Source organism: Luteimonas yindakuii (assembly GCF_004803715.2).
GTDB classification, from domain to species: Bacteria; Pseudomonadota; Gammaproteobacteria; order Xanthomonadales; family Xanthomonadaceae; genus Luteimonas; species Luteimonas yindakuii.
In genome coordinates this window covers 547,707-562,033 of record NZ_CP039383.2, presented here as the reverse complement: position 1 = coordinate 562,033, position 14,327 = coordinate 547,707, and the positions used below count along the sequence as shown (strand labels likewise).

The 14,327-nt window shown below is 59.0% G+C and carries 12 protein-coding genes and 1 pseudogene; 7 read left to right on the top strand and 6 right to left on the bottom strand.

What is annotated here, in order from left to right; genetic code table 11:
• The first annotated feature begins 70 nt into the window (after positions 1-70).
• On the top strand, positions 71-427 hold the full coding sequence (locus tag E5843_RS02530) for a hypothetical protein (RefSeq protein ID WP_136411728.1): 357 nt from the start codon (positions 71-73) through the stop codon (positions 425-427).
• Between the two features lie 73 nt (positions 428-500).
• Here E5843_RS02530 and E5843_RS02525 read toward each other — a convergent pair whose 3' ends face one another.
• The 6 genes from E5843_RS02525 to E5843_RS02500 form a co-directional block, all read right to left on the bottom strand.
• Complete coding sequence (locus E5843_RS02525; RefSeq protein WP_136411727.1) at positions 501-1,112, bottom strand: hypothetical protein; 612 nt, start codon at positions 1,110-1,112, stop codon at positions 501-503.
• Positions 1,109-2,605: a hypothetical protein gene (locus tag E5843_RS02520; protein ID WP_166815856.1), complete on the bottom strand. Its 1,497-nt coding sequence runs from the start codon at positions 2,603-2,605 to the stop codon at positions 1,109-1,111. Before E5843_RS02520 ends, E5843_RS02525 begins: the two co-directional genes overlap by 4 nt.
• 107 nt (positions 2,606-2,712) lie before the next feature.
• A complete protein-coding gene (locus tag E5843_RS02515; RefSeq protein ID WP_136411725.1) occupies positions 2,713-3,126 on the bottom strand; it encodes an H-NS histone family protein in 414 nt (137 codons plus the stop codon).
• A 106-nt stretch (positions 3,127-3,232) separates the two neighbouring features.
• Complete coding sequence (locus tag E5843_RS02510; protein WP_136411724.1) at positions 3,233-4,510, bottom strand: Y-family DNA polymerase; 1,278 nt, start codon at positions 4,508-4,510, stop codon at positions 3,233-3,235.
• Positions 4,510-4,875, bottom strand: coding sequence for a hypothetical protein (locus E5843_RS02505; protein WP_136411723.1), 366 nt, complete (start codon positions 4,873-4,875; stop codon positions 4,510-4,512). The genes E5843_RS02510 and E5843_RS02505 overlap by 1 nt, the downstream gene beginning before the upstream one ends.
• A 248-nt stretch (positions 4,876-5,123) precedes the next feature.
• Positions 5,124-5,579, bottom strand: coding sequence for a LexA family protein (locus E5843_RS02500; RefSeq protein ID WP_136411722.1), 456 nt, complete (start codon positions 5,577-5,579; stop codon positions 5,124-5,126).
• Between the two features lie 787 nt (positions 5,580-6,366).
• On the opposite strand from E5843_RS02500, the gene E5843_RS02495 reads away from it, so the two are divergent.
• From E5843_RS02495 to E5843_RS02475, 6 genes and pseudogenes are all read left to right on the top strand, one after another.
• Positions 6,367-6,828, top strand: a complete 462-nt coding sequence (locus E5843_RS02495) for a hypothetical protein (RefSeq protein ID WP_136411720.1) — start codon at positions 6,367-6,369, stop codon at positions 6,826-6,828.
• A 1,534-nt stretch (positions 6,829-8,362) separates the two neighbouring features.
• Positions 8,363-8,497 carry an antitoxin Xre/MbcA/ParS toxin-binding domain-containing protein gene (locus E5843_RS14560; protein WP_136413006.1) on the top strand — a complete coding sequence of 45 codons (135 nt, stop codon included), beginning with the start codon at positions 8,363-8,365 and terminating at the stop codon, positions 8,495-8,497.
• 250 nt (positions 8,498-8,747) lie between these two features.
• Positions 8,748-9,209 carry a hypothetical protein gene (locus E5843_RS02485; RefSeq protein WP_136411719.1) on the top strand — a complete coding sequence of 154 codons (462 nt, stop codon included), beginning with the start codon at positions 8,748-8,750 and terminating at the stop codon, positions 9,207-9,209.
• A gap of 408 nt (positions 9,210-9,617) precedes the next feature.
• On the top strand, positions 9,618-11,027 hold the full coding sequence (locus E5843_RS02480; RefSeq protein ID WP_166815852.1) for an Hsp70 family protein: 1,410 nt from the start codon (positions 9,618-9,620) through the stop codon (positions 11,025-11,027).
• A 306-nt stretch (positions 11,028-11,333) separates the two neighbouring features.
• Positions 11,334-11,503 (top strand): annotated as a pseudogene (locus E5843_RS14325) (transposase); the annotation flags it as partial.
• 761 nt (positions 11,504-12,264) lie between these two features.
• A complete protein-coding gene (locus tag E5843_RS02475) occupies positions 12,265-13,017 on the top strand; it encodes a hypothetical protein (RefSeq protein ID WP_136411717.1) in 753 nt (250 codons plus the stop codon).
• Positions 13,018-14,327 lie beyond the last annotated feature (1,310 nt).

The window sequence follows — 14,327 nt, the reverse complement described above, 5'->3', positions numbered from 1 at the left end:
CTAGAACCGGCTTGTGAGCAGGACCATCCGCGCCGATACGGGGCGGGCCACAGCCATAAGAGAGGACTACATGCTTCTGACACAGGACATCATCCAAAACGCACGTTCCTGCGGCGCAACGCTCCACAGCGTCGCCAAGGCCTTGGAGATGGAGCCGACCGAGCTGGCGGACGCGTTGCGGCTACCTGCGGACGTTGTCCATCAAACCACTGTAAGTGATGAGGTACAGCACCGCCTTCATGAAGTCTGCGCCGCTTTTCTTGTCACAGCGGAGCTCCATGAATCGGACGCCGATGCCGCACAACATTTCCGTCTGACTCCCATCCGTGTTCTGGGGCATCGCACCCTGCTTCAGGCGGTGGCGGACGGCGACTTGGAGAAGGCTCTGCGGTATCTGAGAACCATCTCGGGTGGACAGAACGGATAGCTGCGCTGACGTATCCGCTGGCATGCCCACAGCGGAAAGCAATCAAAGGGAACCCTTGGGCTAACAAGTCACTTCAGCGCAAGGGCATGATCGGCGTTGTGTCTACCAGACGTGTCAAAGTGAATCCGTTTGCTTCCAGGTAGACCCGTGCAACGCCCGCAGAGACCATGTGCCGGCCGTCCTCAAGGTCAAAGCAAAGCTCTCCAGTACGAATGAATTTCCCTTCAGCGCCGTCGCGGGCGATTGGTAGAAGCGAACCGACCTCGAATCTATTCATCATCTCGCCTGCGTCCAGCTTGAGACGAGCAAGCGCTGCTCGAAGAAGATCACCTATTCTCGCGCCTATGGAATGGATCAGATCGTCTGGAGGCAGGTATTCTGCGGGCAGGATCTCCTCGTGAACTATGGAGTCAGCGAGTTCTTGTGAGAACAACGCCTGATACAAGACGGCCAGCTGCGAGACCTCAGCAAGAGTGCTGCTCGTCCGCTTGCCGTCACGCGCATACCCGTCCACTTGGTTCACCAGTGATGTGATCAACCGGCGCAGATCGTCCGGCCGCGGCCCTGACCCGTCACTACCAGCGGGGTCAACAAAACACAGGATCATCCGCAGTCTTTGCGACATCATCCCGATGTCCTGTGCGAACCATCCCGGCACCTCCAATGGTGGCGTCTCCGCCATCATATCGGCGTAGCCGAGGTCACGAACTCACCTGCATCCGACTCCGGAAAACGACGACGCAGGATAGCGGCCGCTTGGCTCAGTGCTTCGTACTGTTCTCGCCGTATGCGCCCCTTTCGCGAGAGCCAGCTCGACCCAAGCCCAACCACAAGAGCTAACCACCACGCCTGGGACACGACCATGGCAGTTTTCGCAGCCGCGCTGGCCGCGCCGAGTCGCGCCCCTCGTTCGCCGAGCTTGGACGCCCTCTCGGTCCAAGTCATGTCCTTGTCCACCAGCAAAGATAGACCGATCACGGCTAGACCCAAGGCAGATGGCACGAGGTCACCTATGCCGAACTCAACCCCGCCATCGGTGGCCCCTTGCACCGCCTGCTGGAGGGTGGCCACAGTGATGCCTCCATCAATTACTCCTTCGGAGATTCCCAGCGCCAGCAACTGCGCATGGACCTCGCTGGTCGTCACCACGTCGATGGCGGGATAGCGCTCGAGGGCCTGGAGGACGTAACCCGTTGCGTAAGTTGCCTTTGCCTGAAGCAGGTCGACCACCTCCCCTTGATCATCAAGGATCCGGATATCCCACCCCGGCTGAGTTGGCCCCGCTGCCAAGTCAGCGTGAAGTCCCTCCGGGAGCCCGCCGCTGTTGAAGTGCTCGATCAGTTCCAGCTCAAACAGCTTGCCTTTGACACCGGACACGAACCCTGGCAATTCGTCCGGGCCGAGCCTCTCGACTACTTCGATGAAGCTCTCCTTCGCGGCCAGGTTTGGGTACGCGAGCTCATAAGCCCGCACGACCTCTATGGGAACGTCCGCCGGGTTCTCCAAAGCGAAGGCCAGCGACACCCCACCGACAACCAGCAGGTCCAGCAGTTCGCCTCGCCGCCTTTCCCGTTGCCCATGCGTAATCAACTGCTCAAGACGCTCGGATTCAGCACGAATCTGTGCGCCGTACGATGCGATTTCCGCGCGAATGGCTTTGATATCACGATCTGCGATCGCAACGCTGTCGACGAGTTCAGACGCAATCGATGCACCACCCAGCACAACGCCGCCTGTCGTGGCTCCCACTGCTCCCCCGGTCCTTCTGGCCAGCTTTCCAGTCACCCTCACACCGGCACCGGCAACATCGACACCGTGCCCTACGAGAGCGCCTACCTCCGCCGCAACTTTGACGAGCGCATACCCTGATCCCGTCGCATGCTTTCGTAGCCGAACTGAGGTGGCCTGTCCTGCTTTGCTGGCGACCAGGCCCGCAGACTCGATCGCCCCGCCGGCAGCCTCAACTGCTGAACATGTCGCGTTCGCGATCTTTTCCTGATGTCTTGCTACTACCTTCGATGCGCTGTACGTCGCGTCGGCCGCATTCTTCAGCACCTTCTTGCCGGCCTTAAGCCATTCCATAGCGTCCCCAAAGCCGTTGCACCAAGCTGATACTGGAAGCGAGCCGATACGGGTCAAGCGATGTTGCAAACAGGAACGCGGCTGCCAAGTTTGCATGCCGGAAGCACTTGCCGCGAAGGCAGCTCTATCGGCCATCTCAGCCTTCAGTAGTAATCGAGTATGTGCTCGGGCATCACGAGTTGTGGTCCACAGAGCGCCTGTCCTCAATCCTGCCTAAAGACGGATCGCTTACCAATCGAACCGCCCTTTTTCGCAGTCGGTCGACCCAGTCCGGGGATGAGGAAGTCGGCAACGCTCTGACCTCGTTTCATCCGTTCAGCCAGCCAGCGCGGCATGCGTCCACGGCCCGACCATGTGTTCCGCTTGTTCTCTGGGTCGCGATACTTAGCCGCTACGGGCGGTAGTTTCCGCTTCCGCGCCGGTTTGTCAGCACGTAAAGCCATCCCGGCGTCGAAGAGCTCCTCTATCGCGTAACCGTGAGAGGCAGCAAGCGCGATTACGTCCCTGCGGACGGCCCCGATCGGCCGTCGGTTCGACAGCAGCTTCTTCCGACGCTGGGCCGCCGCCAGGAAAGAGTTGAGCTCCTTCAGGCTCATCTTATCGACATCGATTTTCATGCCGGCGAGCCTCGGGCCCATCTTCCAGCCTGTCAAGCGAGAAAGCTCCGCCTTTAAGCCCGGCGTGACCTACGGACCGTCCAGTGCTTCCCACGGCCAAACTGGCTCAACGAACGCGAAGCAGATCCGTCCATTTGGTCGTGTAAGCCGGCGACAACGACTTGAGCGTCGGCCGCCATTGACCCTCTCTACAGGCACGCACCTCTCCTGGCCTAGCCCCGCCAACCTTCCATCCGGACGTCCCAACCCCCATGGTTCCACGCCCCCATTTGGCGTTGATCTGGTCCATGACCGCCATGCATCTCTCGCGCCTCTCGTCTGGGACGGAAAACAGGTCAGCCTGGCGCTCTTCCGCGCGAACCAGCTCCGTCAAGCCGACACCCGCTTTCTTGTAGGCCTGCCCACTCGTCATCATTGATCTCGCCAACAAATGCGCTGCACGGATGACCTCGCCCGTGTCCTGCGTGGGGAATGCCAAGGGTGACGCTCTCGAGACGTGGAAGTTGTCGCCCTTGTGTGGGTTGCCCGTCAGCCACACCCACATTGCGCCTGCGGCCATCCCCCGGCCTCGCATCCGCTCGCAGGCTACGGTTGCGAACGTGGCCAAAGCGTCCAGTGGGTCCTCGACATCCCGCCCAAAGGTGCGGCTCACCACAATCTGCTTGCGGTCGGGCTCCTCGAGCTCAAGATCCGTACAACGAATCCCCCGCAGTTCGTTGTGCGTCCGGGCCAAAACCACGCCATAGCGGGCGCGGACGTGGTGCTCGGGCAGCGCGACGAGGTCGGCGGCGGTCTGCACTCCCTCTGCATAAAGGCGCGCCGCGTAGCGAGAGCCAACGCCCCAGACATCCTCGACCGCTAGTCGCTCGACGTTGTCTGGCGTGGCATGGAAGACCGCCAGCCGACCGGCGCGCAGCGCCCTCTTGGACTGATCCTTCGCCAGCTTGTTGCCAGCCTTGGCCAAGGTGCGAGTGGCGCCCAATCCTACGCAGCAGGGAATGCCGACCCACTGGAGGATCCGCTCGCGCGCCTCGAGCGCCAGCTTTTCCACGCCTCTGATCCCGGCGACATCTACGAAGTTCTCATCGATGGAGTACACCTCTACCCTGGGAAAGAGGTCTCGCAAGATCGACACGATTCGTCCTGACAGGTCGCCGTACAGCGCAAAGTTTGCGGAGCGAACCTGAAGCTGCTTTCGAACGGTGGCGGGAACCAGGAAGATCGGCGTACCCATCTTCACTCCGAGGGTCTTGGCTTCCGTCGAAATGGCAATTGCGCAGCCATCAGCGTTACCCAGCACGACCGTAGGCTTGCCGCGTAGCGAGGGGTCAAACACCCGCTCGCATGACACATAGAAGTTGTTGCCGTCGATCAGGCCGTACATCACGCGAACTGCGGGACCAGGGCCAGGCCGACGACACCCTCGAAGCGTTCCAGCTCTCCTGCCTCGGACGACGCCCGGCTGTATTGCTGAGGCTCATCAAGTACATCGAGCACGGACACAATGCCGGAGCCATCGTCGGCCAGCAGAACCTGGCCCTCGTACACGCAGGTTCGCGTCCAGGAACGCCAGCAGCGCAGAACCGCGCCGTCCAGCCACACGACCCAACGGTCGTCCATGCCCTGAGGCCACAACCCTTCGCGCAGCTTCAGTACGTCGTGCTTAGTCAGGACCAGGTCGCACCGCATCGGCCAGCGCTCGCCCTCCAACGGTCCAAGCCAGGCTCGCCATTCGTCCGCAGTCGTCATGTCATAAGTTTCCGGGAAAGGCGGCAACCGTACGCCGCTCGGCGCTCAAGACCTGAGACGTCGGGGAATCCCTACAGACGCGGTCGCACTTCGCTGATCCCTTCCGTGCGGCACCTTGAGGACACTGGGATGGCGGTTCTGGCAACGTCCATAGGACAAGGGGCTCCCCTCCCTGACACGCCGATAAGCCGCCGGCGCCCCTTCGGGGGCGTTCGGTGTTTGAGTGTCCGGAAGCGCCGACGGCGGACTCAGGCGTGCTTCGTCAGCGACCAGCGAACTACGCCCCAGACGTCCAGTTCCACACCTTCACCGACAACAATCGGCTGCACGCCCTGGCTGGCCAGCAACCGTATGCGCCCAGCGCGGACGTCCAGCTTCTTGACCATGAAACCGCCTTCCCACAGAACAAGGACGGTATGGCCGCTCCGAGGTCGGATGGAACGGTCAATGACAAGCAGATCCCCGTCATGGATGCCAAAGTCGACCATCGACCCGCCGGTGTCTGCCCAGGCCAAGAATGTCGCCGCCGGGTTGGTCACCAGCTTCTGGTTGAGATCCAGTCGGTCCTCTTCGGTGAAGAAGTCTTCCGCCGGGGAGGGGAAGCCACAGGCCACACGTTGACGCAGCGAGGGCAACGCCAAGCTCGAGAACTCAGCCAATCGACCGATCAGTGTCGGGGGGTTCGGTAGGCGGTGCGCCAGCATGGACTGCATCCTGTTCGCACGGGTGAGACGCGGGGAGCAGAGGCTACGCCAGAGCAAAAGCGCTGTCAGTTAGTAATTGCATGAACAGGCATGGCCAGCGCCCCCCCCTTCTGCTGCGCGTTGTTCCAAAATCCCGCCGGTGGTAGCGTCCTTCCCCGCCCGTCACGATCCGGCACCAAGATTACACCGGGATTAGGCACCGGCCTCCGTCGCAACCCATTGTTATTGTAGGCAAAGCCCGAAGGCCGGACAGCGAAACGATAGGGTTACGGAACGGGGGTTACACCCCAATCTGTTCGAATAGGTGTTAGGCCTCCAAGGAGCATCTCAGCGTGGACAAAGAGTTTTTCGGATTGGCAGCTGAGGAAGTGTCGCGCGGCAGGATCGATAAGCCATTGCTGGTGAAGGCAATTTCCCTCTCATATGGGGACGAGAAGCGCGGCGAAGCTCTGTACATTCAGCTACGAGCCGGAGAGATTAGACAAGAACGCAGAAGTCGACCCAAGCTCAAGCCAGCACCTCCGGAACAGCCAATCGATGATGGTCTCTCTGACCTAGATCGTGGCGCTAAGGCATTGAAGGATGTTGCATGGTTGGTGTTCTTGCCAGTCGTGGCAATTGTTGTCTTAATAGTGTTCGCAAACTAGTGGTCAGCAACGGCCTAACGATGCGTTCAAGCCCAAGCCGCTTCGCTCCACTACGCGTCTCGGCTTAACCTGTGTGTTATGTCTAGACGCATATGGAATCAATAGCGATAGCATTGCTCAGCTCGATAACTAGCGTAAGCTTGGTTGCGCTGCTTATCTTCATTGGCAAGAATTGGATACTTGAAAGACTACGTGAGTCTATAAGGCACGACTATGCTGTCCGGCTGGAGAGCTACAGATCTCAAATTACACGTCGCGAACAAGCATATGAAGAAATCATCAATGCGCTTTACGACAAGATCGCATACTTCCGAGTGCACAAAGAAGATTACGGCCAAGGAACTGGCCTTTCCGATGAGAGAGAGAAGGATCTCTATTTGGAGTACATCAAGGCATCCGCTGCTTTGAGTAGGGCAACGGATATTGGAGCCTTATTTATTTCTCAAGATTCGGTTGGCTTGCTGGAAGATCTGCGAAGTCGCAAGCAACTTGATTACGATAGCGAGCCCAAGTTTGAGTTCTACCAGGCCGAATTGGGCGCCCATCAACGCGCCTTATCAGACTTGCTAAAGCAGGCTTTAGTTGATCTCAAGCGAACATAACAATTCGTTGAAGCCGACGCGGTAGTTCCTTCGGTTCAGTGGACACCCTGATCTAACCATCAGGAGTGTCTTCCATGCCAAGACCTGGTCCCAGAACCCTTTGCCACTCGCAAGAGCTGCAGATGAGTTACCTGGAGAATAGTGTTAGGCCTCATATAAAGGGTTCCGGACGTCCAGCACTTTAGGGGGGTCACTAATTGCCCCGGCCCGTGGTCCGCTCTCCCCGCATCTGCCAGCCGACCACTGGCCGTGAGTACAGGTCCATCACCACCGCCAAGTCGGGTCACTGGTCCCCAGACCAGAGATCTGGTTCAATCTCTAATCCCATCGTAGGATGGTGCATCTATGAAATGGCAGATAGGCGGGGCTCTTTTATTTGCAGCTTTAGCAATGACCGTCTGCACAGCATTGGGTCAGGGTCGTTCGTTAGACATGGACGCTATCAATGCAACAATTGATGAGGGTGTGGAAAGATATTCCCGAGAGCTCGATCGACAAGTCGTAGCGCGTCCTAGGACCTCCCGGGACGAGCGCCCACTTATCCCGATCCAGTTTTACGACTTCAAAGGCAGGTCCCACGCTAGGTTTAGCTATCTCCACTCGGACGGAGATTGGCGCCCAGAAGCGCTAACGCTGTATATCGGCCGTGGGGCTCTGCTAGAACTACTTGTCCCCGATGAGAACAGCATGGCGAGGTGTACAGCCGAGTCAGGAAACGGGCTAGCGGTGCTTTGGACGGGGGATGGGGTTCGCGAATACGGGTGCTGGGATATGTACGCGGACGAGGGTGAAACATGGGTTTTTGCCGGGTGGAGAAGTGGCATAGAGATTCGGTTTCCGCTGCGAGCATTTGATAAGAGGCCGACGAGGCCATACCCATCACCGTAGTGGTGAACGGAAACCTGTTCGCCTTTAAAAGCATAAATATCGGTGCGCCCCCCACACCTGAGGCCGCTCGATCACAAGGAGGCCGCTTTCGCCAAGGTCGGCGAGCTCCTCTGCCGCACTCGGCGACGCCGGGCGCTCACGTAGGCCGACCTCGCCATTGGCGCTCGCGTGTCCCGCGTCACAGTGGTTCGAGCCGCGGCCGGGCATCCCGCTCTCGCGCTGTCTGCGTTAGTCCCCATGCTGTTGGCGCGCACCCTGCACTGCTCCTAGCCACGCTTACAGCGCTGGGGGCAGACACCTAAGGAGAGAGCCTGGCAAGAGAGAGGATCCGACGGATGCGAGCCGCTTGCGGAGCGAGCGGAGAGCAAGACCATCAAGCATGTCCTGGAAGATCTGTTCCCAGACTTTCAGTCCATATGCTGCGCCAAGAGTCGTGCGAGCAGCCAGGCACGCCTAGTTAGGAAAGCTGTCGCCTGCGGCCAGTGCCCTCAGGCCCGAACGAGCAACCAGCTGCGAACAGATATCGCTCGATCACAGGGGGTAGCACTGCATGCATCCGACGTTCGAACGGAGCTTTGCCGAACTCATCAAGAACTTGGAAAGCCGGCAGGAACTGGAGGGATGGCCCAAGATTTGACCCTGAGAGCTGCTGCGGGATTGGGTTGCACGCCCACAGGGTGCGCTGGGCTGGCAGCGGCCCTGCGACCTGATGTCCACGGCGGAGGGGTATGAGTCTGTGCGACGGGTTTTCGGGGCTATCTGGAGCGGCGCGTATGTGTAGGAGCTCCTAGCCTCCAGTCTCCACCAAGCCCGTGCCCGGATGGCCGCCGTCGTCATCCTTACTCGAGCGCAGCGCGCTACGGTATTTGCACCGCTACGCGGGACGAGTCCGCAACGGTCGTTGCGGCGCTTCCGCCAAGGCGTCGGTCTCATACCGTGGGGACAAGGCCGGCGTTATTCTCCCGCCCTTGTGCTACTCCGCCTAGGTCCACGCCGAGTTCTCCAAGTTCCGCCGCGGAACTGGGGCGGATATGGATCTCGATTCTTATATCCGCATCTACTGGCGGCAGGAAGGCAAGGAGCCATGCCACGAAAAGGTGCCGCGCGCCGCCGAATGCGACATCCTCGAGCACGGCCCAGGCGAACTGGCGGAGATGATCCGCCGCCGAGACGCCTGGGAGACCGACAAGCTCACGCAGAAGCTCTTCGACCAGCGTCACCGGGTTGCCGATGCGGAGCGCGCCCTGAAGGTGAAGGAAACGAAGAACGCGCGCGAGAACGTGCGCATCGGGACCAACATGGTCGCCGCGGCACAGCAACGTCTGGATGTACTCAAGGGCAAGCCGAGCCCCATAGACCATCGGGTGTTCCCCGGCGGCTATGGCCCCGTGCTCGTCTCGGAGGGTGGGCTCTGCGTCGTGAAGCTCATGCGCTTCCGGTGCCGCCCCGCCGGCAAGCCATCCGTATACGATACGAAGTTCCAAGGCACCTAAAACGCCAGGCGCGACAACCTCGAGGGCTTCTGGCGCGGCTAGTTCGGCCGGCACCACGGGCTCATGATCGCTGACAGTTTCCACGAGCACGTCGTCGTCGACGGGGAGAAACGATCCTCGAGTTCGAGCCGCGCATCCGCGAGCCGATGCTGGTCGCGCGCCTCCTTGGCCGCGATCTCGGACGACCCCGAGCCTGAGGTGGGCCGCCACCGGCCAGTCCGCAAATGCCGGCACCTGATCGTGCCTTCGGCGGGCATGCACAGTCAGGATGTGATAAACGACGCAGTAGTTCTACTTTCTTCTTCTGTGACCTACCCGACTCCGCTGACTGTAGGCGCACTAGAGGGCTCAGCCTGCTCAATAGTCTTCACCGGCTGTCGGAGACGCCAGCTAAACACCGGGACACGCATGCGCATCGGGGTCGACTTCGGGACCAGCTATTCCGCAGCAGGGGCCATGGTGGACGGACGGGTCGAACTCGTTCGGTTCGGCGACGAGCCTCAGTTTCGTACGGCTGCTTTCTTTCCCAGATATTTGCCGAACGCAGATTGTTTCGAGCTCACACCCGAATTGGAGCGTCACGTTGAGGCTCACGTTCGTACATCGCTCAACGACCAAGCTAGGAGCCGCGAGCAGATTAATCAAGCGTCGACAAGTGGCGAGCCCTTTAGGAGGAGCGTGGTTGAGCGATCAATGGACGAGATTCGAAAGGAAGCAGAGGCGACAGTTCGCAGAGATTGGCTTGCACAGCGAGCATCTATGGAAACCAAGCTCAATCTGGATGCCGCTGTGTTCGGCGAGGAAGCAATCGAAGCCTACATCAGTGAACATGGTGGCCGTCTTGTGCAATCACCAAAGTCTCTACTGGGATTCCGATTGCATGGGGATGCTCACTCTGTCCTGTTGGGCATAACTACCCGAATTCTTGCCCACATACGGACGCAAGCTTGCGCTCAGTTCGGATCGCCGGCGACGTCAGTGCTTTTGGGACGTCCGGTGCGGTTTCGCAGCTCCATGGGAGAGGGTGGAAACCAACAAGCCGTTCGGTTACTCACCAACGCAGCGACTGCAGCTGGTTTTGAACAGGTCGACTTCTTGGAGGAGCCAGTAGCTGCTGCATGGGCGTTCCACGAGACAAGCTCGGACAAGCATCTCGCGCTGATTGTAGACGTTGGCGGCGGTACATCCGACATCTCATTAGCTGACGTGGGCGGAGACGACACTGCGCCGAAGATCCACAAATCTTGGGGCTCGCCGGTTGGCGGCACCGATGTCGATCTGCATCTGAATTTACAAGAGTTCATGCCCCTCTTTGGCAAAGGAGTTACGCGTACGCCGGTCCATCACTTCTATAACGCAGCCGCGGTTCACGACCAGCATCGTCAAAGAGATTTCATCAAAGCGAGCTTTTCCGGCCTCGAAGAACCTTATCGTCACCGCGTTGGCCGGCTACAGGCGTCTGGAGCTACCGTCCGCCTCAATCGGGCCGTTGAGCGCACAAAGATTTTCCTGAGTGATTCGGAAAGCGCGTCCCTACGATTGAGCTATATCGAACAAGGGCTGCAAGCTGAGATAGACCAAGGCCGACTGCTGAACGCTGCGTCGGAGCTCCTGCGACCCTTACGCACACTTCTTTCTTCAGCGCGTACGGAAATCGACGAAGAGCCGCAGCGAATCTATGTGACCGGCGGAATGTCACGCGCGCCTTATGTTGCCACCGCCGTCAGTGCTGTCTTCCCGGACACCCCCCTGATCTCACGAGAAGAGTCTCTTGCGGTGATTGAGGGCTTGGTTCGCGCAAGCACCAGACTACTCTGAGGACCATCTGTATGGTCAAGGGCTGACCGGCGAGGCGCGGTCCCCTCGGACATACCACGCGATCGCCGGCTCGCTAGAGAGAAACTGTTTCCCAAGCATTTCAGGTGATGTGCCGGCTTCGACGAGAAGATCATGTCGATGCGCGCGCGCAGCATAGCGTGCGTGTGATCCAAGGCGACTTTGCGCAGATCTACGACGTCGATGTGTCGCCCGACCCGATCAGCCGTGTCACCGGTGCGGTGCTTGACCTGCCACCGAGTCGTACCCACCAAGATAGGGTGAGTCCATCACCCAGAGAGGACGGACATGCACAAGCGTCGCTTCATCGCGGAACAGATCATCGGCTTCATCAAGCAGGCCGAGGCCGGCGTGGCCGTGTCGGAGTTGGGCTCGGCAGCACGACTTTAGCCCGTCTAAGTTCTACATTTGGCGGGACAAGTACGGCGGCATAGAGCGCCGAAGACGCCAAGTGCCTTAACACCACCACCTAGTCGCGCAGTTCTCGCTGCCACCCGGGCGGTGCTACGTAGGGCCGCGAGCGATCAGCGAACAGCCGGACCACCAATGCCAACATCCAAGCGTCGATGTCGTCAGTCTTGGCCAGCTCGCCGGCTGCGCTCGCGAAAGCGTGGGCCTGCCGCAGGTCGACGCGGGCAATCCACAGGTCGGATCGCGGTAGGCTCAAGCAGCGGCTCTTCGTAATTACCCGTCGCTTCGACCACGATCCGGGTGGCGCTGAGAGCCTGGAGTCGTTCACCAGCCGCCGTGCGACCTCTGCACGGTATTGGGAAACCTCACCACGCCCAGATGCCCATGCAAGGCGAGATCCGGACTGGCCTTGCTTACGTCAATCCCCGCTGCCGCCATGCCCGTTCTCCGATACAGTCGACTGGCCGAGAGCGTCTCGCTGGAGGCCCACGCTTATCAGTTCGAGGCGACGTCGATCGGTTTTTCGGGCGCAAGGCGGGAGATCCGGCGTGCGGCCCCTGCTGAGTTTCGGTGGCGCCAGCGCCGAGGTGGTGCCCGACGCGCACCACGTCCGGGCGCCCCCGCCCGTAGGGATAAGGTGTTAGGCCCCAAGCAGCATGGGCACTGTAGAGGCTAGCCGAGCAGCCGATATCACTATTGACCATAGTCGCAAACCCGGGGGCAACTCGTGAGCACATTTAGATTCGCACTCTTCCTATTTGCTGTCCTATCTCTGACTCCTTGGGAATTAGAAGCCAGAAAAGGAAGCGTGGCTGAGGATCCAATTCTGGAGTTGGACGAGGAAGAATTCGGTGTGCGCCTGACTCGTGGCCGGGTTGTCTATGATTTCGAAGCGGCCCAGGAGCTGAAGAATGCTGACCCTGCTTCGACCCGCATTCTCGTAACAACCCTTGAAAAGACTCCCGACGGAAAAACATATCCTATTGCCGAAGCGATTTTTGACGAATGGAGATCAAACTTCCCCTTGACGCAACTGCGCTTCATCGGACGAGGTGATGTGACTGATTTTGTCGAAATGATTCGTGAAGACTTCGACTATTTATTTGTCATAGGAAAAAACCAAGGTTCACGAGAGTACGATAGCGAACAAACCCTCTATTCATCCCGGTCAACTGGTGTGCGCTGTAGGCCGAGCTTGTTCGTAGGAGGCGTGGATTGCAGTGAATCTTCCACATCCAGATCCCCGATCGGGAGCCGAACTGTCAAACGAACTATTTATAGCGATACTTTCTACGTGACTTACGGTTCAGCTGCACAGGCGGCAATAGCTTACTCTCTGGATAACGATAATCAGACCAGGACCAGGGAGCTGTCTAATGGAAACTCAATCGGCAACACGCACATTCGCTTGGGACACGGAACTTCTGATGCAACGTGGTGTGACAATACCGTTGGCGCCCAAACCCACCTTGCTCGAATGCTGGCCTTGAACCTGGTGGCCACGAAGCCAGATGAATTTAATACCACGGTGGCTCCCGATGAAATCGGGTGCGGGGACTAGCTGCATTCTCTAGGCTGAGTATGAACTCAAGCTCTGAGTGCCCGCGCTCTGCGGGTTGTCTTAGGTCCGCGCTAGGCTTGAACCACAACCGCAGTGAGTCACAGATGACGACCCCTAGTCTTAAAGTTGGGCTTGCGTCCGGGGCCTCCTTCACGATTTCAGAAGTATTCCTATGCCTCGAAGCGCCTTTGCGCCGGTCAGATGCCCTTCGCCTAAACGCTGCCGATGGACTCAAGGGCTTCTCTACCGGCATTGGATTCTGGGGATCACCTGGCTGGGCCATAGGAGGTGCGGCTGGCCTAGGAATCATCGAGAGCCTTATCTCGAGCTCCACGGCAAAGGCTGCGCTTCAAGACTTGCAGGAGGCCGCAAAGCTCGCTGCAACATCAGCGCGGTCAGGCGCCTTCATTCCGGTAAAAGACATTGATGGTATTGACGTGCCGTCGCCCAGTTCCTGGCGAGGCCTGGCCCGGGGTTCAGACGGAACGTTCCAAGCCTACGTGCACAACGCAGAACCGTTCTTACGAGTGCACACGCTTGAGTCTGGGGTCATATGCATTTCTTTGGACAAGGTTGAAACTTTTGTCCCGCCGGCTATACAGACTAGAGGTGATTTAACCCTGGCAGATGAGTACGGTGTCTCCTTCAATGGGCAACAATTTGAGTACGGCGGGTACCGCTATGAGCGCCTCGCTGATGCCATTGCTTATGCCAAATCACAGCGAGACAGGGCCTAGCAATTTCGTACGGCGCTTCCTGCCAATGATGGCATTCGATGCTGAGCAGCTTTACTTAGCTGGGGAATCCCTCATTTTCTCGTGCGAGCCGAACTTGCATCGCTATGTGGCCCGCTTGTCAGAAAGAGATTGCTGTATGGCCAGCTACCCGCCGAGATTCGGCCTAACCTAGTAGTAGCGCTCATGTCCAGACATTCCGAAGTCTTCTTGACAGCGTTGGAACACTATGCCGTGCGCCTGCGGGCGCTGGGAGACAGCTTTAAGCACTCAGGTCTGGCGCCGCCATTCCTCCGCAACGATGATGAAGTGGCATGCAAGCAGATCATTGAAGAGCTGATCGACCTCTTTGATGCAAATATCCAGAAGAACCGCTTCTCGGCTAGAGTAGACCGCATAGCCAGCGAATGGATCGTGGGCACTCCGGCTCGGGTGACTCCCAGATGTGTTCAAGAGCTCCTACTGTTGTTACACACCGTTAGATTCCACGCAGAGCGCAGCCCTGAGGTGCTCAGGGAGAAAACGCATAACCGAATTGACACGCGAAGTTCACGCCCCGAGTAGTTTCGCCTCCGA